General features: G+C 72.9%; 18 protein-coding genes. 11 read left to right on the top strand and 7 right to left on the bottom strand.

Annotated elements, in window-relative coordinates; all coding sequences use genetic code 11:
- Positions 1–6: 6 nt before the first annotated feature.
- Positions 7–780, top strand: coding sequence for an aminoglycoside 3'-phosphotransferase (locus tag EDF48_RS15780; RefSeq protein WP_131881193.1), 774 nt, complete (start codon positions 7–9; stop codon positions 778–780).
- On the opposite strand, the gene EDF48_RS15775 is transcribed toward EDF48_RS15780, so the two are convergent.
- Complete coding sequence (locus tag EDF48_RS15775; protein ID WP_123293573.1) at positions 777–2,123, bottom strand: M23 family metallopeptidase; 1,347 nt, start codon at positions 2,121–2,123, stop codon at positions 777–779. The genes EDF48_RS15780 and EDF48_RS15775 overlap by 4 nt on opposite strands.
- Positions 2,124–2,187: 64 nt before the next feature.
- On the bottom strand, positions 2,188–3,855 hold the full coding sequence (locus EDF48_RS15770; RefSeq protein WP_131881191.1) for a hypothetical protein: 1,668 nt from the start codon (positions 3,853–3,855) through the stop codon (positions 2,188–2,190).
- Between the two features lie 86 nt (positions 3,856–3,941).
- On the opposite strand from EDF48_RS15770, the gene pyrE reads away from it, so the two are divergent.
- Together pyrE and EDF48_RS15760 are read left to right on the top strand one after the other, a co-directional pair.
- A complete protein-coding gene (gene pyrE, locus EDF48_RS15765; RefSeq protein ID WP_131881189.1) occupies positions 3,942–4,493 on the top strand; it encodes an orotate phosphoribosyltransferase in 552 nt (183 codons plus the stop codon).
- A complete protein-coding gene (locus tag EDF48_RS15760; protein WP_131881186.1) occupies positions 4,490–6,751 on the top strand; it encodes a septum formation family protein in 2,262 nt (753 codons plus the stop codon). The genes pyrE and EDF48_RS15760 overlap by 4 nt, the downstream gene beginning before the upstream one ends.
- Positions 6,752–6,958: 207 nt before the next feature.
- Here EDF48_RS15760 and EDF48_RS15755 read toward each other — a convergent pair whose 3' ends face one another.
- Positions 6,959–7,912, bottom strand: a complete 954-nt coding sequence (locus EDF48_RS15755) for an aldo/keto reductase (RefSeq protein WP_131881184.1) — start codon at positions 7,910–7,912, stop codon at positions 6,959–6,961.
- A gap of 111 nt (positions 7,913–8,023) precedes the next feature.
- Between EDF48_RS15755 and EDF48_RS15750 the strand changes: the two genes are divergently transcribed.
- A complete protein-coding gene (locus tag EDF48_RS15750; RefSeq protein WP_131881182.1) occupies positions 8,024–8,668 on the top strand; it encodes a HEAT repeat domain-containing protein in 645 nt (214 codons plus the stop codon).
- A gap of 419 nt (positions 8,669–9,087) precedes the next feature.
- Here the strand turns inward: EDF48_RS15750 and EDF48_RS15745 are convergent, their stop codons facing one another.
- Positions 9,088–9,777, bottom strand: coding sequence for a metal-dependent transcriptional regulator (locus EDF48_RS15745; RefSeq protein WP_123937455.1), 690 nt, complete (start codon positions 9,775–9,777; stop codon positions 9,088–9,090).
- A 37-nt stretch (positions 9,778–9,814) separates the two neighbouring features.
- On the opposite strand from EDF48_RS15745, the gene EDF48_RS15740 reads away from it, so the two are divergent.
- Positions 9,815–10,693, top strand: a complete 879-nt coding sequence (locus EDF48_RS15740; protein WP_165932422.1) for a CPBP family intramembrane glutamic endopeptidase — start codon at positions 9,815–9,817, stop codon at positions 10,691–10,693.
- 74 nt (positions 10,694–10,767) lie between these two features.
- On the opposite strand, the gene EDF48_RS15735 is transcribed toward EDF48_RS15740, so the two are convergent.
- Both EDF48_RS15735 and EDF48_RS15730 read right to left on the bottom strand, forming a co-directional pair.
- A complete protein-coding gene (locus tag EDF48_RS15735; RefSeq protein WP_131881178.1) occupies positions 10,768–11,580 on the bottom strand; it encodes a methyltransferase domain-containing protein in 813 nt (270 codons plus the stop codon).
- Between the two features lie 2 nt (positions 11,581–11,582).
- On the bottom strand, positions 11,583–12,380 hold the full coding sequence (locus tag EDF48_RS15730; protein ID WP_111086157.1) for an HAD-IIA family hydrolase: 798 nt from the start codon (positions 12,378–12,380) through the stop codon (positions 11,583–11,585).
- Between the two features lie 182 nt (positions 12,381–12,562).
- Between EDF48_RS15730 and EDF48_RS15725 the strand changes: the two genes are divergently transcribed.
- From EDF48_RS15725 to EDF48_RS15710, 4 genes are all read left to right on the top strand, one after another.
- On the top strand, positions 12,563–13,258 hold the full coding sequence (locus tag EDF48_RS15725) for a TetR/AcrR family transcriptional regulator C-terminal domain-containing protein (protein ID WP_131881175.1): 696 nt from the start codon (positions 12,563–12,565) through the stop codon (positions 13,256–13,258).
- Positions 13,259–13,308: 50 nt separating this feature from the next.
- The gene (locus tag EDF48_RS15720) at positions 13,309–13,605 is read left to right on the top strand and encodes a DUF4190 domain-containing protein (RefSeq protein WP_123937459.1); all 297 of its coding nucleotides are present in this window, start codon (positions 13,309–13,311) and stop codon (positions 13,603–13,605) included.
- Positions 13,606–13,624: 19 nt separating this feature from the next.
- Positions 13,625–14,491, top strand: a complete 867-nt coding sequence (locus tag EDF48_RS15715; RefSeq protein WP_131881173.1) for a hypothetical protein — start codon at positions 13,625–13,627, stop codon at positions 14,489–14,491.
- Positions 14,492–14,578: 87 nt separating this feature from the next.
- Positions 14,579–15,226 (top strand): TrmH family RNA methyltransferase, encoded by a 648-nt coding sequence (locus EDF48_RS15710; RefSeq protein WP_123672028.1) that lies wholly within the window; start codon positions 14,579–14,581, stop codon positions 15,224–15,226.
- Positions 15,227–15,317: 91 nt separating this feature from the next.
- Here EDF48_RS15710 and EDF48_RS15705 read toward each other — a convergent pair whose 3' ends face one another.
- Positions 15,318–16,313 (bottom strand): LacI family DNA-binding transcriptional regulator, encoded by a 996-nt coding sequence (locus tag EDF48_RS15705; protein WP_131881171.1) that lies wholly within the window; start codon positions 16,311–16,313, stop codon positions 15,318–15,320.
- Positions 16,314–16,820: 507 nt separating this feature from the next.
- Here EDF48_RS15705 and EDF48_RS15700 point away from each other — a divergent pair.
- Both EDF48_RS15700 and EDF48_RS15695 read left to right on the top strand, forming a co-directional pair.
- Positions 16,821–17,474 carry a DUF559 domain-containing protein gene (locus EDF48_RS15700; protein ID WP_131881169.1) on the top strand — a complete coding sequence of 218 codons (654 nt, stop codon included), beginning with the start codon at positions 16,821–16,823 and terminating at the stop codon, positions 17,472–17,474.
- Positions 17,475–17,484: 10 nt separating this feature from the next.
- Positions 17,485–18,288: an NAD(P)-dependent oxidoreductase gene (locus EDF48_RS15695; RefSeq protein ID WP_207906718.1), complete on the top strand. Its 804-nt coding sequence runs from the start codon at positions 17,485–17,487 to the stop codon at positions 18,286–18,288.
- Positions 18,289–18,336: the final 48 nt, after the last annotated feature.

Genomic DNA, 18,336 nt, shown 5'->3' with positions numbered 1-18,336 from the left:
GCCGTCGTGGTGCGGTCGATCGGCGGGCTGCCGGGGCCGGACTCCGTCGTCCCCGTGCCGCGGGTGGTCGTGGAGGCCGCCCGGGGCCGCGAGGTCGCCCTGGTCTGGCACAACGAGATCGGCGGCACGACGTTCCGGATCGGCCCCGACGAGCACGCCGACGAGTTCGTCAAGGTCCTGCCGCACGCCTACGGCCGGTGGATCGGCAACGAGGCCGCGCGACTGGAGTGGGCGTCACGGTACGTGCGGGTGCCCGAGGTGCTCGACCACGGTGCGGACGACGACGGCGTGTGGCTGCACACCCGTGCAGTCCCCGGGTGGAGTGCCGTCGACCCGCGGTGGCACGACGAACCCCGGACCGCGGTGGTCGCGGTGGGCGAGGGCCTCCGCGCGTTCCACGACACCCTGCCGGTGGACGACTGCCCCTTCAGGTGGTCGACCGTGGCGCGGCTCGACCGGGCCCGCGCGGCGGGTGCCGACACGGATCGTCTCGGGCCGGAGCCTCCCCGCGACCTGACGGTGGTGTGCCATGGAGACCCGTGCACGCCGAACACGCTCATCGGTGCCGACGGTCGGTGGAGCGGGCACGTCGACCTGGACGCCACGGGTGTCGCCGACCGCTGGGCGGACCTGGGGGTGGCGACGATGGCGCTCGGGTGGAACTACGGGCCCGGATGGGAGTCGCTGTTCCACGAGGCGTACGGGGTGCCCGAGGATCCGGAGCGGACGGCGTGGTACCGGGCGCTGTGGAACGCCGACGTGGACGACCTCGGGGACTAGAAGGCGACGCCCCGCGCGGACATGAACGGCACCGGGTCGGTCGTGGCGCCGTTGATGTGCACCTCGATGTGGCTGTGGCACCCGGTGGACTGGCCGGTCGAGCCGACGAGCGCGATGAGCTGCCCCGCGGAGACCTGCTGGCCGATACCGACCCGGAAGCCGCCGTTGACGATGTGGCCGTAGGCCGTCTGGACCCCGTTGCCGTGGTTGATGCGCACGTAGTTGCCGTAGCCGCCGTACCAGCCGACGTAGTCGACGGTGCCGGCCGATGCGGCGACGATGGGCGTCGAGCAGCCGCTGGCCAGGTCGGTGCCGTCGTGCTTGATGACGGTGCCGTAGATCGGGTGCACGCGGTAGCCGTACGGGCTGATGACGTAGCCGCTGGCCGGACGGACCCAGCCCTGACCGCCACCCGAGCCGGCGGAGCCGCCACTGCCCGAGCCGCTGCTGCCGGAGCCGCCACCGCCGCCGGACGATCCGCCGCCGGCGTTCGCTGCCGCTGCCGCCGCGGCCAGTTCTCGGGCGGCACGGGCTTCGGCCTCGCGCGCGGCCTTCGCCTCAGCTGCCTTGCGGACGCGCTCACCCTTGGCGAACTCGGCCTCGGTCCGGACACGGCCGGAGACCAGGGTCGCGAGCTGGGCGTCGAGCCGGGCCTTGTTCGACTGCTGTTCGTCGTACGCGGTCTGCACGGCGTCGGAGGCGGCCTGTGCCTCTTGCATGCGGGCCTCGGCCTTCGCGGCGAGCCGCTCGAGCTCCCCAGCAGCGCGGTCGGCTTGGGCCTCGAGCGACCGGGTGACGCCGGCGTCGACGGCCGCGGCGGCCTGCACCCGTTCGGCCTGTTCGGACAGCTTGCTCAATGCGCCGAGGTCGTAGAGCAGGTCGCGCGCGTCGTCACCCTTGGTGAGCACCGAGGTCGTGACGTCGGCACCGCCCGAGCGGGCCATCTGCGCGGCGAACTGGCCGGCCTGCGCGGCGCTCTGCTCGGCGACCTTCGCGTGTTCGTCCGCCTTCGCGCGGAGCTTCTGCTCTTCTTCCGCCTTCTTCTGCGAGACGTTCTGTGCCTCGTAGAAGACGTCGCCGAGCTCCTTCGCCTTCGCCTGTGCGGCCTCGACCTTGGCGTCGAGGTCGCTGATGATGCCCTTGATCTCGGTGATCTGGCCCTGCTTCGCAGATTCCTTGCCACGGGCGTTCTTGACCTCGTCCCACGTGGGGTAGGTCACCGCCTGGGCTGTGGGCGCATCGACGACGACCGTGCCGACGAGGCCCGCGAGTGCCAGTCCGGTGACGGCGAGGCGGAGGCGCACGGAGGCACGAGGGGTGCGGTGGCTGGTGGGGCGAGACATCGACCACGAGCCTATACATCCGTACAGAGAAGATCGGACGCCGACGCGCCGCTGTGGACAACTCCTAGAACCCGCGCTCCTGCCGGATCTCGTCCGCACTGCCGACCACGTCGCGCCGGAGGACGTCCGCGCCGGAGGTCCCCGCGTAGTCGTAGACGTCGAACCCCGTGCAGTGCGTGATCGTCGCCGGGGCACCGAGGGAGTCCTCGACCGCGGTGGTCCACAGGTCGTGCGACCCGACCACCACGAAGGTCGGGTCGGCGTCCCGGTAGGCCCCGAGGTCGACGAGCCACGGGTACGTGTCGAAGGTGTCGCGGACCTGCAGCAGCTGCACGTTCGTCGCGGAGTACGTGGCGAGGGGCCGCACCGTCCAGAACTGGCCGACCCCGGTGACCGATCGTCCGTCGGCCCAGCGGTCCAGGCAGGACGACGGCGTGTACCGGGCGGTGGCGACGGCGTGCGCGGTGCTCGGTGCGGTGGCGACCCCGGCGGCGAGGACGGCGACGGCGGCGATCGCGACGGTGGCGCGGACCCCGCGGAACGGCCGGTGCACGCGGGTGCGGCGGACCGCGGTGCGGGTGAGCTCGGCCACCGCGACGAGGGCCAGCAGCGGGGCGGTCACGACGGGCTCGAGGTACCGCGGGGTCTCCGACCCGACGAGGACGACCCCGATCGACGCCGCGACCACGGTCACCAGGGGCAACGCGGTCGCGACGAGCACGGTGCGCGCGGTCCGGACCCGCCAGGCCCACACCGTGCCGCCGACGGTGACGAGCACCCCGACGAACATCAGGAACAGCCCGGCGTCGCCCGCCGCCGTGCCGGCTCGCACGTCGGTCAGCGCCGCGAAGAACTGCAGGGTCTCCACCGCGCGCGACGGCCGGACGTAGGTGGACGGGTCGAGCGACACGAAGGGCTGCAGCGGGATCCGCACCAGGTACCCGAGCAGTGACCCGGCCGTCACGGTGCCGGACAGCAGCAGCGCGGGACGCCACGGCACACGGCGCACCGCCGCCAGCAGCACGAGCGTGACCACCACGGGTGCGGCGGACCACGGCACGTACAGCGGGTTGGACGCGGTCGTGCAGAGCGCCACCAGCCCGAGCACCACGAGCACGACGACCGACGCCCGCCCGACCCGCACGGCGCGGAGCACGAGCACCGCGGTGCCGAGCATCGCCAGCACCACGCCGTAGTAGTACGTCGTGGTCAGCAGCAGGGACGCCAGCTCGAGCGACGTCGCGGTGCCGGACGACTCCGTCAGCACCAGCAGGGTCACGAACGCCACGCTCACCGCCGACACCGTGATGCGGGCCGCTCGTCCGGCCGACGGCATGAGCTCGTTCGCGGCAGCCCGCACCAGCGCGTACACGGCCAGCAGGACGAGCACCCCGTTCAGCGCCAGGGCCTGCTGCGGGGTACCCGTGACGAGGGCGCAGAGCAGGTAGACCGGCAACTCGGGGAAGAAGAACAGCGCCGGGGACATCGCCCACTCGAACGGCTGCCCGAGCTGCATCGACCGGTGCACCAGGGGCAGCAGCACCGAGTCGCCGTCGTACCAGAGCAAGGCGACCCGTTCCGTGGCGACGACGTGGCGGAGGGCGATGACGGACAGAGCCAGCGCGACCAGGGCGCCCAGTGCCTCCCGTCCGATCGCCCCGGCCACACCGCCGGACCGACGGCCGCCGGACGGAGCCGGCGCCACGGCGGAGCGACGCGGTGCTCGGGGCATGTCCCGGAGCGTACCGAGGGCTGCTCGGGACGACCCCACAGGACGGGGGAGCGCGCTGTGAGTCCGACCGGCTACCCTTGTGCGCTGTGACCGACGCGCGCGAACAGTTGATCCAGTACATCTCCTCCGAAGCGGTGTTCCACGGCGACTTCACCCTGACCAGCGGGAAGAAGGCGACGTACTACATCGACCTGCGGAAGGTCAGCCTGGACCACCGGGTCGCGCCGCTGATCGGCCAGGTCATGGCCGAGCTCGTGCAGCAGGTGCCGGACGTCTCGGCCGTCGGCGGACTCACCATGGGCGCAGACCCCATCGCCAGCGCCGTGCTGCACCAGGCTGCCGCACAGGGCCTGACCTACGACGCCTTCGTCGTCCGCAAGGAGCCCAAGGACCACGGCCGCGGCAAGCAGGTCGAGGGCCCGGACCTCAAGGGCAAGCGCGTCGTCGTGCTCGAGGACACCTCCACCACGGGCGGCTCGCCGCTCAAGGCGGCCGAAGCGCTCGAGCGTGAGGGCGCGATCATCGCCGCCGTCGCGGTCGTCGTCGACCGCGACACCGGCGCCAAGGAGACCATCGAGGCAGCCGGGTACCCCTACTTCGCGGCCATCGGGTTGGCTGATCTGGGGCTGACCGCGTGAGCGGGGAGCGTCCGGACGACGCGCGCGACCCCGAGGACACGGCCGGCCCCGCAGCGGCGGCCGACGGTGCCGACGGGGTGGACGGCCAGGAGGCCCGGCGCGCGTCCGACCCGGACGCTCCGTTCCACGGTCTCCGCAGCGCCGCGGACATCTTCGGCGCCCCGCGGGGCGAGGAGGACTGGCCCTCGCGACGGGAGCGCCGCGAGGCCGAGCGCACCGCGCGCGAGACGGGCGCACCGCTGCCGGAGCCGTTCGAGGCGTCGGCACCCGAGGCCTCGGCCCCCGAGGCGCCGACGCCCGGGGCACCCACCGCGCCTGCTGCTCCGGTGCTGGACGACGGCGCGACGCAGGCCATCTCGATGCCCGAGCAGCTGTCGGCGCCGTCCGAGAGCCCGGACGCCGCCGCCGAGCACGAGCGCTCCACCCTGCACGACCGCATCCCGCCGGCCGCCGTCGTGCCGCCGAACCCCACCGCGCCGCACCCCTCGTCAATCGTGCTCCCGACCGCGCAGACCCACCGCGACGAGCGCGCCGCGGCGTCGCAGGCCATCGAGGACGAACGTCGCCGCGTCGACCCGTTCGGCGAGGGCCGTGCCGACGTCGACTGGCTCGGCCGTGCGACCGGCTCCGGCGCACCCGTCCCGCCCGCCGGACCCGTGGCGCACCAGCCGCTCGGCGTCGAGAACGTGCTGCCCCCGTCCGAGGAGCCGCCGAGCTTCACCGACCTGCTCCGGATCGCCGGCATGGGGTCCGTGCCCACGCAGGGCGCCGGACCGGACCGGCCGTTCGACTGGGCCATCCGCGACGACGAGACCGGCGAGGTCCCGACGACCCTGACCGGCGACTCGTTCGACACGACGGCGTTCGGTGGCGGCGGCTCGTGGTCGTTGGCGGACGAGACCGATGCCGATGCCGAGGTCGTCTCCGGCGAGGTCGACACCCCGGTCGACGGGGTGCCGCAGGCGCTTCGGACGTTCCCGGTGCCCCCGGCCGTGCCGACTGCTGCTGCTGCCGTGCCGCCTGCTGCTGTGCCGACGGCGGTTCCCGATGCCGGGCCGGTGGCTCCCGCGGAGCCGACCGAGGCCCCGGACGCGACCCGCTCCGCTGCCGAGGGTGACGGGGCGGACGCGGCCACGGGCCTCCCGGACGCCGCGACCACCGCACTGCCGGTCGCCGGGACGCCCTGGTGGTCCGAACCCGACGCGACCGTGCCGCCGACCGCTGCGCCGCCCCTCGTCGAACCCGCTGCGTCGCCCGCCTACCCGGCGCACCTGCCGCCCGCGGTGGGCCAGGACCTCGACGCCGTGCTCGGTTTGCGCCGGGACGACACGGGGGCGCAGCCCACGGCGTTGCCGGCCGCGGCGCCGGACGAGCTGGACCAGTCCGAGTGGGACGGCCGCGAGACCAGCGACACGAGTGCGATCAAGGACCTGTTCGGCACCGAGGCCGTCGGGCAGCTCGGCGGCACGGGCTACGACCCGGAGGACACCGGGACGCGGATGATGCCGGCGGCCGCGGTGCCGTCGGCTGCTGCCGGTGCCGGTGCGGGTGCCGGGGCGTCGTCGCCTGCGCCCGTGTCATCCAGCCCGCCGGTCGAGCGCGACAACTTCATCAACCAGGGTGCTGCGCGCCTGCGGAGCGAGGGCAAGCGCGGCAAGCAGCTGCTCGTCTACGGCTCGATCGCCCTGATCGTCGTGCTCATCGTCCTGGTGTTCCTGCTGTCGAAGTGGATCCTCGGCAACAACATCTCCGACCAGGAGATCGCGCCGACGAAGTCCCCGGCGGCAGCGTCATCGGCTCCGGCGACTCCTTCGACTGCGGCGTCTGCCGCTCCCTCGGACGAGGCCGCTGCTCCGGCTGCGACGCTCCAGTTCGCCACCACGCCCGCGCTGCCGGGCGAGCACGCCTGGACCGACCTGGCCGGCGGGGAGTGCCTGTCGCCGTTCACCAACGCCTGGGCGCAGAGCTTCACGGTGGTCGACTGCGCGACGCCGCACATCGGGCAGCTCACCGCACGGATCGCCGTCGACGGGGATGCGTACCCGGGGGGCGAGGCCCTCGCGACGCAGGCGGCCGACCAGTGCCAGTCGGACGCGGCCCTGAACGCTTCGGCGGCTGCGGCCGTCGGGGACGTGCAGGTGCAGGGGTCGTACGCGCCGGACCAGGCGACGTGGGACCAGGGCGACCGGTTCATCTCGTGCTTCGTGACGCGGTCGTCGGGGCAGGAGCTCACGGCGTCGTTGGCGCCGGGGGCGTAGGGCGGCTGCGGCCGGCTGGACGGGGTGCGTGCGGGCGCATCCTCCGACGATCCACGACGTGATCGACGCGTGTTCTGTCGGCACATGCGCACGCATCGGATGCGTGTGCAATGAGCGACGTTCCACGAGTTGATCGTCTGGTGGATCGTCGGAACATGCACACGCATCCGTGGCGCGCGAGCCAGGCCGCGGTCGGTGGTCGCCGGGTCAGGCGGCCGCGGGGACCTTCGCCGACACGTCGGACAGGGTCTGCAGCTCGTCGGCGCTGAGCTCGAGCTCGGCCGAGGCGAGCAGCGCGGGCAGCTGCTCGGTGTTCCGGGCGCTCGCGATCGGCGCGACGACGTCGGGCTGCGCCTGCAGCCAGGCCAGGGCGACGGTCGCGAGCTCGGTGCCGCGGGCCTCGGCGATGGTGGACAGCGCGTCGACGACCGCGAGGCCCTCGTCGTTGAAGTACCCGGAGACCTGGCCCTCGCGGTCCTTGCCCGCGAAGTCGTCCTTCGTGCGGTACTTGCCGGTCAGGAACCCGGCGGCGAGCGCGAAGTACGGCACGACGCCCAGGCCGTGCGCGTGGGCGAGTGGGGCGATCTCGGACTCGTACGGCTCGCGGGTGACGAGGTTGTAGTGCGGCTGGATCGCGACCGGCTGCGCGAGGCCGTTCTCGGTCGCGATGCGGATCCACTCCTCGGCGCGGTCCTTCGAGTAGTTCGAGATCGCGGTGTAGCGGACGATGCCGTCCGTGACGAGCTGGTCGAAGGCGCGGACGGTCTCCTCGAGCGGGGTCGACTGGTCGTCGAAGTGCGCGTAGTACAGGTCGATCCGGTCGGTGCCGAGGCGCTGCAGGCTGGCACGGGCCGCAGCGGCGACGGTGTCCGCGCCGAGGCCCTGGAACTGCGGGTGCTGCGAGCCCTTCGTGGCGATGACGACGTCGTCGCGCTTGCCCGAGGCCGCGAGCCACGAACCGATGACCCGCTCGGACTCGCCGCCCTCGTTGCCGGGGGCCCACGCGGAGTACACGTCGGCGGTGTCGATGAAGTCGCCGCCCGCCGCGGTGTAGGCGTCGAGGACCTGGTGGGAGGTCGACTCGTCCGACGTCCACCCGAAGACGTTGCCGCCGAGGGCGAGGGGGAACACGTGGAGGTCGCTGGTACCGATGCGGGGCATACGGGGGTCCTTTCGTGGTCGGGCGAGCGGTCCTCGATGCGAACCGCTCCTCGGCCGACGCTATGCCCCGAGGCTTGACACGGCCCCGGTGGCAGCGGGTTGCATGGACCCATGACCGCACTCACCGATGCCCTCGCCGACCCCCGTTCCTCGGTGCGGCTGCAGGCCGTGATGGCCGCCGGGACCACCCCGGACGCCGCCGATCTCGACGTGCTCGTCGAGCAGTGCGCCGTCGAGCCGGACTTCTTCGTCCGCGACATGCTCACCTGGGCGCTGACCCGGCACCCGTCGGCCGACGTCGTCACGCGGGTGGTCCCGTCGCTCACCCGTTCCGAGCCGCAGGCCCGTAGCCAGGCGTTGCACACCCTGTCGAAGGTCGGCGACCCGTCGGCTTGGCCGTCGGTGCGCCCGTTGCTCGCGGACCACCACGACGAAGTGCTCCGCGCCGCCTGGCGGACCGCCGTCGCACTCGTGCCCGACGACGAGCGGGGCGAGCTGGCCCGGACGTTGGCGGTGCAGCTCGGGGTCGGTCCGCGCGAACGGCGGCTCAGCCTGTCGCGGGCACTGGTCGGGTTGGGCGAGGAGACGGTGGCGCCGGTGCTCGCAGCGGCTGCAGCCCGGGGCTCCGACGCCGTGCGGGACCACGTCGCCGACACGGAGCGGCTGTTGCACGACCCGGACGCTGCGTCCGCGCTCGCCCTCGAACGGGCTCGGCGCGAGGTGGCGCTCGGCCGCACCCGGTCCGTGAAGGGCTAGGGCCGGTGGGCGCGCCCGGCTGGGCGCGTCGAGTGGTCGAGAACCGTCGTCGTCGCGGTGGTGGGGCGGGCGCGTCGCGCGGTCACGAAACCCCGTGCCCTGGGCGCCGAGTGGTCGTGAACCGTCGGTCGCGGGGCTGTCGGACGGCGGTCCCTGACCGCTCGGCGGACGTGAGCGGGGTGTCGTGACCAGTGGGGGCGACGGACGGGAGGCGCGTGGCGGCCGCGCACCGGGCCTCCCGTCCGACACCACGCGCGTTCGCGGGCCGCGGTGCGGTCGCGACGCCCCGTGCCCTGGGTGCCGAGTGGTCGTGAACCGTCGGTTGCGGGGCTGCCGGGCGACAGATGGTGACCGCTCGGCGGACGTGAGCGGGGTGTCCCGACCGCCCGACCGGCCGACCGACCCGCGGGCGGGCCCGCTCAGTCGGCGTCGGGAGCCAGCCAGATCGCGGTCGCGGCGGCGGCGGGCAGGTCGACGAGCGCCTCGGCGCCGTCGGCCCCACGTCGGGAGACCGCGATGACGCCGGCGTAGTCCCGCACCCGCTCGACCCGCAGGTGTGTGCCGAGGCCGACCCCGAGCTCGTCGAAGTACCGCAGCAGCGAGGGGTCGTCGTCGGACACCCGGTCGACGGTGCCGCACGCACCGGGCTCGATCGCACCGAGCAGCGTGCCGAGCGTGGCGGGCACGGTGCCGTCCGCGGCGGGGATCGGGTCGCCGTGCGGGTCGTGCGTCGGGTGCCCGAGATCGGCGTCGACCCGGTCGAGGAACCGCTCCGACACCGCGTGCTCGAGCGCCTCGGCCTCGGTGTGTACCTCGTCCCACGTGTAGCCGAGGCGGGACACCAGGAACGACTCGATCAGCCGGTGCCGCCGGACCATCGCGACCGCGACCTGCTGCCCGAGCGGCGTGAGCACGACGCCGTAGTACGGGGTGTGCTCGATGAGGCCGTCGCGGTCGAGCTTCTTGAGGTTGCCGGACACCGTCGAGGCCGACACCTTCAGCGTCGCCGCGATGTCCCGCGTGGCCAGTCCGGTGCCGCCGCGCTCCCCGGCCTTCCAGATGAGCTTGACGTAGTCCTCGGCCATGGTCGACAACGAGGGCAGGCGCATACCGCCAATCGTACGGCTGCACTGGTACAACCGGGACGTGCACCAACCCCGTCGTCGCCGCTGGCCGGTCCCGCCCTCGCTGCTCATCGGCCTCGCGCCCCTCGTGGTCTTCGCGGCGATCAGCGCGTGGCGGTCACGGCCGAGCGACGACTACCCGACACTCGGCCAGACCGTCGACAGTGTCGTCCGTGCCCTGGTGATCCCCGAGGGCATCGCCGCCGTCGCGCTCGCCGTGGTCGTCACCGGGCTCGGGTGGTGGCGGATCGCGACCGTCGACCGCACCCGGACGCCGCTGCGCTGGTCCGCGCTCGCACCGGGGCTGGTGCTCGTGGTGTGCCTGGTGCGGCTGCCCCTGATCGACTGGACGGCGCTGCCCGCGCACTACTTCCTGCTGCTCACCGTCGGGGTGCTGTTCGTCGGGGTGTTCGAGGAGCTGATGGCCCGGGGCATGCTCCTGGTCGGGTTGCGTCGCCGGGTGCCCGAGTTCGGCGTGTGGGCGCTGTCGTGCGTGCTGTTCGGGCTGCTGCACCTGCTCAACGCCCTCGCCGGGGCCGGGATCGGCCCGACGATGATCCAGGTCGTGTTCGCGGCGTCGTTCGGTTCCACGCTGTACGTCGCTCGCCGGGTGACCGGTTCGCTGCTCGTCCCGGTGCTGCTGCACGCGTTCTGGGACTTCGGGTCGATCGGGTACTCGGCGACCGCTGACCCGTCGGACACGGGTCGCGTCGTGGTGCTCGGCCTGATCGGGCTGTTCTCGTTCGCCGTCCTGGCGTTCGGGATCGTCGCGGGCGGCATGGTCGCGTGGCGCGACGACCGGCCGCGTCGCCTGGCGAAGCGGTGGCGTTCGGTGCCGCCGATGGCGGCCTTCGCCCTGGAGGCCCGTGGCGACCTGGCAGCGCCGACCCCGGCCCGGTAGCCGCCCGGCTCCAGAGCCCGGCGCGCTTCCACGCCCGGCCCGGCGCCCGCAGCAGCGCCCGGTGGCGCCGTCCGTCAGGGCTTGCGACCGACCGCGAAGACGCGGCGGAACGGGTACACGGTGCCGTGGGCGCTCGCCGGGTACGCCTCGCGCAGCGCCGCCCGGTACCGCTCGACGTACTCCGCCGTCAGCGCACCGGAGGGGTCGGCGGCGTCGAGAGCCGCCAGTGCCGGTCGCAGCCCGGTGCCGCGCACCCAGTCGAGCACCGGGTCCTCGCCCGGCAGCAGCTGCGCGTAGGTCGTCTCCCAGGCGCGGGCCGCGAACCCGGCGTCGAGCATGATGCCGAGGTAGCCGGTGGGGTCGAGCACCGGGTCCTCGCGCAGGACGCCGTCGAGCGCCGAGGCCCACGGCCCGGACGCCCCGATCGACCGCATCAGGGCGTGCGACGGGGACCCGAAGTTGCCCGGCACCTGCATCGCGAACCACGATCCGGACGGCATCGCGTCGAGCCACCGCGGCAGCAGCACCACGTGCGACCCCACCCACTGCAGCGCCGCGTTCGTCACCACGACGTCGTCGGTCGGCCCGGGCGTCCAGTCCTCGATCGCACCGAGCTCGAACGACAGGTTCGGCAGGCCCGCCAGAGCGGGGTCGGCCGCAGCCGACGCGAGCATCTCCGCCGAGCTGTCGATCCCGACCACCGGCGACGAAGGCCACCGCGCTGCCAGCGTGGCGGTGAGGGACCCGGGACCGCAGCCCAGGTCGACGACGCGACGCGGGGCCTCCCGTCCATCGTCCGCTGGCCACGCGACCTGCGCGACCAGGTCGTGGAACGGACGCCCACGGTCGTCCGCGAACGCGGCGTACCGCGACGGGTCCCAGCGCATCGCTACAGCTCGACCTCGAAGGGGGCGGTGCGCACGAGCTCGTGCACGCCGGAGATGACCTCGCTCGGACGGAACGGGTAGCGGTCGATCTCGGCCTGGTCGCTGATGCCCGTCATCACGAGGACGGTGTGCAGCCCCGCCTCGATGCCGGCCTGCACGTCGGTGTCCATCCGGTCGCCGATCATGCCGGTGTTCTCGGAGTGCGCGCCGATGCGGTTCATCGCCGAGCGGAACATCATCGGGTTCGGCTTGCCGACCACGTACGGCTGCTTGCCGGTCGCCTTCTCGATCATCGCGGCGATCGCGCCCGTGGCGGGCAGGACGCCCTCGGCCGACGGGCCGGTGGCGTCGGGGTTGGTGACGATGAAGCGGGCGCCGTCGCGGATCAGGCGGACGGCCTTGGTGATCGCCTCGAACGAGTAGTTGCGGGTCTCGCCGACGACGACGTAGTCGGGGGCGGTCTCGGTCATGATGAACCCGGCTTCGTGCAGGGCGGTGGTCATGCCGGCCTCGCCGATGACGAACGCGGAGCCGCCGGGCATCTGGGACTTGCAGAAGTCGGCGGTGGCGAGGGCGCTCGTCCAGATGCGCTCCTCGGGGACGTGCAGGCCCGAGCTCCGGAGCCGGGCGCTGAGGTCACGCGGCGTGAAGATCGAGTTGTTCGTCAGGACGAGGAACTCGGTGCCCTCGTCGAGCCACTGCTGGATGAGCTCGGGGGCACCGGGGAGGGCCTGGTTCTCGTGGACGAGCACGCCGTCCATGTCGGTCAGCCAGCACTCGACGTCGTCGCGGGTCGCCATGGGCTCACCCTACTGCGCACGGCCGACGGGCCGGCCCGTCGGCCGGGTTCCTTCGAAGGGGCCGGGAGGCGCGGATCGGCTCTTGCGCGTCGCCCACGGACCCGAGATGGTCGAGTCACCGAACGCCACTCGGCTTTGCCCTAGGCTTTTCGGGACACGTACCGAATCAAGGAGAACCCGCCGTGCTCGTCGAACCCGGATCCCCGACCGCCACGCCCCGCCCTGCTGCGGTGCCGGACCTGGAAGCGGCTCCCGATCTGGTCGAGGCGACACCGCGGCGGCGACGCGGACGGCCCAACGTGCTGAGCCGCGAGCAGGTGATCGACGCCGCGACGGCGATCGCGAACGAGGACGGCCTCGACCGCCTGTCGTTCCGTGCGCTCGGCGTGCGGCTCGGCGTCGCACCGATGACCGTGCACCGGACCATCGGCGGCCTCGACGACCTGCACGCCGAGCTCGTGCGCCGCACGGTCGACGAGTTCACCGCCACCTTCGTCTGGCCGGACGAGTGGCACGCCGTGGTGCGCACCTTCGCCACGACGTTCCGCGACCTGATGCGCACCCACCCCCTGGTGCTCGAGTCGCACAGCCGGCGCGGGGCCCTGGTGTCCACCGAGTCCGACGCCGTCGTGGCGAAGGTCGTCGGGGCGCTCCGCTCCGCCGGGCTGGCCGATGCCGAGGCGATGTACGCGTTCTTCGTCGTGTACGACTTCGTGGTCGGGCACACCTCGGTGGAGATCGGGCGGGGCGACGCCGAGGCCGGACGCCCCGAGCGGCACGCGCTCGTCGGAGAGCTCCTGGGGGAGCACTCGTACGACGCACGCTTCGCGCTCGGGCTCGACGTCCTCGTCGCCGGGATCGAATCGCGCGTCCGCTGAATTTCGGTACGCTTCCCAACAAAAAAAGATGTGAGATACCGTCTTTCACGATGTCCACTCAGTACCAATCCCCACAGTCTTCCGTTCCGCAGCCCTACGGTTCCGTCCCGCACCGCACGAACACCCTCGCGATCATCTCGCTCGTCGCGGCGTTCGTCGCACCGCTGATCGGGTTCATCCTCGGTCTCGTCGCGATGTCGCAGGCGCGCAGACGATCCGAGGGGGGCCGCGGCCTCGCGCTCGCCGCGGTCATCGTCGGTGGGGTGGTCACGCTGCTGTACATCGGGCTGTTCGTGACGATCGCGGTCCTCGCGGCGAACGCCCCCGATCCGACGTACTCGTACTGACCGACCACGCACGTCGATCATGAGCACCACCGATCCGGCCGCCGCCCTCCGTGCGAAGGCCGCCGCGCAGCAGGGCAGCGCCCGTGCACTCGTCCTGACGATCGTGTGGGCGGCGCTCCTGCTCGCCGTCGGCGTCGTCGCCGGGTACGCGCTCGGGTCCGTCCTCGGCACCATCCGGGACATGACCGTCAACAGCGTGTTCTCGGACACGCCGGACCCGGAGTACCCGTGGTGGGCGATGCCCGTCGCGGTCACGGGGTCGATCGTCACGCTGGGCATGTACTCGAAGTGGAACCACCGCTTCGCAGGCCGGGCGTCGGAGTTCGTCGGGGTGGGACCGGTGAGCATCTGGCTCGTCGGCGCCGCAGCCGGGCTCTGGTGGACGACCGCGACGCAGTGGGCGCCCGTCGACCGCGTCGGGACCACCGTCGACCCGGCGTTCGGCCGCGACGAAGTCTGGGGCATCGGCGGCTGGATCTGGTACGCCGCTGCGTGGTGGATCCCCGCACTGGTCACCGCGCTGGCGCTGGTCGCCCTGATCGGCGGGACGGTTGCACGCCGCGGGCAGGGCGGCCGACGCGGTCGGCTCGAACAGCTGCTGCGTGCGGGACGCCGGGTCGACGGGATCGTCACCGCGGTCAGCGGCTCGACCGCCCACGACGCCTCCTTCACGCTGCTGCGCTGGACCTTCACGTTCACGGACCTCCAGGGACAACAGCGCTGGGTCGACCGGACCGAAGGGTTCCGCGACGGAACCGGCCCGGTGCTCGGAGCGACCGTCGTCGTCGTGTTCGACCCGACCCGTCCGAGTGATCGGAAGCGCATCTTCGCGGCGACCAACGCCGGTGCCGTTCCGGAGGACTTCCTCCGCCCGGGTACGCAGTGACACCGTGACGCGGCGGGCGTTCGGCTGGAACACGGTCGTGGGACTCGCGCCGACCGGCCCGGTTCGCCGCGGCTCTACCCTGGAGGCGTGACCGACGAGCCCGCCCCGACGCACGAACTGACGACGAACGGCGTCGGCCCGCACCCGGAGCCCTGGCCGGACGACCCACGGCTCGACCCGGAGCTGCTGGCAGCGGGGGACTCGCGGAACGTGCTCGACCACTTCCGGTACTGGTCGATGGACGCCATCGTCGCCGAGCTCGACACCCGCCGGCACGCGTTCGACGTGGCGATCGAGAACTGGCAGCACGACCTGAACATCGGGTCGATCGTGCGGAGCGCCAACGCGTTCCTGGCCGGCACGGTGCACATCATCGGGCGGCGGCGCTGGAACAAGCGCGGCGCGATGGTGACCGACCGGTACCAGCACGTCCGGTACCACCCCGACGTGCAGGCGTTCCTGGCCGCGATGGCCGAGGAGCAGCGCCCGGTGATCGCGATCGACAACACCCCTGGCGCCGATCGCATCGAGACCGCGGCGATCCCGGAGCGGTGCGTGTTCCTGTTCGGCCAGGAGGGCCCCGGGCTCACCGACGAAGCGGTGGCCGGGGCGTCCGGGCACCTGGAGATCACGCAGTTCGGGTCGACGCGGAGCATCAACGCCTCGGCGGCGGCTGCGATCGTCATGCACAGCTGGATCGTGCAGCACGCGGCGCCTGCCGACGCGACTTCGTGAGCAGAAATGGTCGGGTACGGGCCCTGGACCCGACCATTTCTGCTCACGAGGCGGGCGTGACGGACGCGGGACGGGCCTCCCGTCAGCCGCGTCAGCGCGGGGCGGTCGTGCGGCGAGCGACCAGGCGGGGCTCGACCAGGGACTCGGTGGCGGCCAGCCCCGGGTCGGCGATGCGGGCGAGCAGGCGCTCGCCGGCGCCGCGGCCGATCTCGACGCTGCGATCGTCGATGCTCGTCAGGCCGACGTAGCGCGTGGCGGCGACGGGGGTGTCGTCGTAGCCGATGACGGAGACGTCCTCGGGGACCCGGAGTCCGCGTTCGGCGAGTTCGGACAGTGCTCCGAGGGCCATCACGTCGTTGGCGGCGAACACCGCGGTGACGTCGGGGTGGTCGTCGAGCAGGGCGCCGAGGGCGCGGGATCCGGCCTCTTCGGTGGGTTCGCCGGGCAGGACCACGACGGCGGGACTTGCACCCGCACTGGCCGCGACGGTTGCCTCGAACCCGGCGCGACGTTCCTTCGACGCCGCCGAGCTCGCCCCCACGAAGCCGAGCCGCGTGTGGCCCAGCGCGAGCAGGTGCTCCGCGGCCATCCCGCCGCCGGCCCGGTCGTCGTTCGCCACGGTGTCCGCGCGGGGGATCGACACGCGCCCGCCGGCGATGACGACCGGCATCGAGGCCGGGATCGCCAGGTCGGTGTCGGGTTCGCCGGCGATGACGATGCCCTCGACGCGCATGGACAGGAAGCCCTCGACCGGCGAGGCGTCGAGCCCCGTGTTCAGGAACCGGTCCGCGACGACGAGACGGTGGCCCTGGTCCTGCAGGGCCTCGCGCAGCCCGGTGAGCAGGTCGACGAACCACTGGTTCCGGAAGTCGTCGAGGACCACGCCGACGGTGCGGCTGCGGGTGCCGGCGAGGGACACCGCGGCAGTGGATGGCCGGTAGTCGAGCTCCTGGATCGCCGTGAGCACGGCGGCCCGGCGCTGGTCACTCACCCGGGGGGAGCGCTGCAGCACCAGGGAGACGAGGGACTTCGAGACCCCGGCGCGCGCGGCGACGTCGTAGATGGTCGCGGGTTTGCCGTCTCCCATGATGCGCTTCGACCTCCGTTGGTTCGTCCGTCGATCGTAGCGGTTGACGTGACATGCGCGGGGTGGGGGGTGGGGCGCGGTGCGCGGGGGCGGTGGTCGGTGCGCTTCGTGAGCAGAAATGGTCGGGTCCGTGGTGCTGACTCGACCATTTCTGCTCACGATGTGCGCGTGGTCACTCCTCCACACGGGAGGCCCGGGGCACGTTGTGCACGGAAGGTGCGTTCGCGCGTGTGGACCTTGCGCCGGGGCGCGAGTGTGGACGGCATGCGAGCACGCCCACTTCCACCCCGGCTCCGGTACCGATCGTTCGACGTCAGGGCCGCCGACCGTGCGGGTGTCAGCCGCCAACGACTCCGACGGCGAGACCTGGTCCGGCCGACCCGATCGATCCGCTGGGCGCGGGGACGCCCACCCGACGGCGTCGAACGGATCCGGGCATTCCGCTCGATCCTGCTGCCCGGACAGTTCGTCAGCCACCTCTCGGCAGCTGTGTTGTGGGAGCTGCCGGTGCCCGTCGGTGCCACAGGGCCGGTGCACATCACGAGTCCCATCCCTGCCGCCCAACCGCGCCGGACCGGGGTCGTCGGACACCGCATCACCGCCGACCGGGCTGCCGTCGCCGAGCGCTGGGGGATGCCCGTGAGCACCCCGGCGGCGCTGTGGGTCGACTGCGGTGCGCTCCTGAGCATCGACCAGCTCGTTGCACTGGGCGATGCGATCGTCACGATCCGGCGGTGTGCCACGACGATCGACGACCTGCGCGGAGCGCTCGACCGGGCCGGGGCGCGCGCAGGAGTCCGGAAGCTGCGGGTGGTGCTCGAGCTCGTGCGGGTCGGTGCGGGCTCGCCGCGGGAGACCCTGGCGCGACTGACGATCGTGCGCGCCGGATTGCCCGAGCCGGAGCTGCAGGTCGACGTGCTCGACGAGGCCGGGCGCTTCGTGGGGCGCGTCGACATGGCGTACCCGGAGCAGCGCATCGTCATCGAGTACGAGGGGGACCAGCACCGGACCGACGCCGAGCAATGGGGTCGTGATCTGCGGCGCTACCGCGATCTCGAACAGCTCGGCTGGGCGGTCGTGCGGTGGACGAAGTCCGACCTGGGCGTGCACGCGGCGGGCGCCGTGGACCACCTGAGGGAACTGCTCGCGCGCCGGGGGTAGCGTCCGCCGCATGGCGACGCTGCTCATCACCGGGGCCGCAGGACGCATCGGGGCGGCTCTCCGGTCCAGGCTCCTGGCGGCCGGACACGACCTCGTCCTGCTCGACGAACGGACGCCCGACGACCCGGTCGTCGCCGGGGAGCGGTTCGTCTCCGGCTCGGTGAACGACCCCGCTGCGCTGGACGACGCGCTCGCCGGGGTCGACACCGTGGTGCACCTGGCCGGTATCCCGACCGAGGCCGCGTGGGACGACCTGCTCGAGGCGAACCTGACCGGCACGAAGAACGTGCTCGAGCGTGCGGCAGCGAACGGTGTGCTCCGGGTGCTGCTCGCGAGCTCGATCCACGCGGTCGGCCGGGTTCCCGAGCCGCTCGACGAACCGGGCAGCGTGCCGGGCGACCGACTGCCGCGGCCGGACACCTACTACGGCGTGACGAAGGCGGCGATGGAACTGCTCGGCAGCCTGTTCGCCGACCGGTACGACATGTCGATCGTCTCGGCGCGCATCGGGGCGTTCGGGGAGCACCCGTCGTCGTCGCGAGCGCTCCTGATGTGGAGCTCGTCCGACGACCTGGCGCGCCTGGTGCTCGCGACCGTCGACCTGCGCGAACCGGGGCACCACGTCGTGTGGGCGCTGTCGCGGAACACCGGCTCGCCCGCCGACCTGACCGCCGGGGAGCGCATCGGCTTCGTCCCGCGCGACGACGCGTCCCGGGCGCTCGACCCCGACGCTCGGGCGGACCTGCCGCCGGAGGACCTGCGGTTCCTCGGCGGCGAGATGGTGTCGTTGCCCCTCGGGCGCAGTACTTCGTGAGCAGAAATGGTCGGGTGGCCTGACGCCACCCGACCATTTCTGCTCACC

Origin of the sequence: Curtobacterium sp. PhB191, from assembly GCF_004346515.1 — a bacterium.
Classification (GTDB): Bacteria; Actinomycetota; Actinomycetes; order Actinomycetales; family Microbacteriaceae; genus Curtobacterium.
Note: the sequence above shows the minus strand (reverse complement) of the source record. Positions and strands in the feature narration are given on the sequence as shown.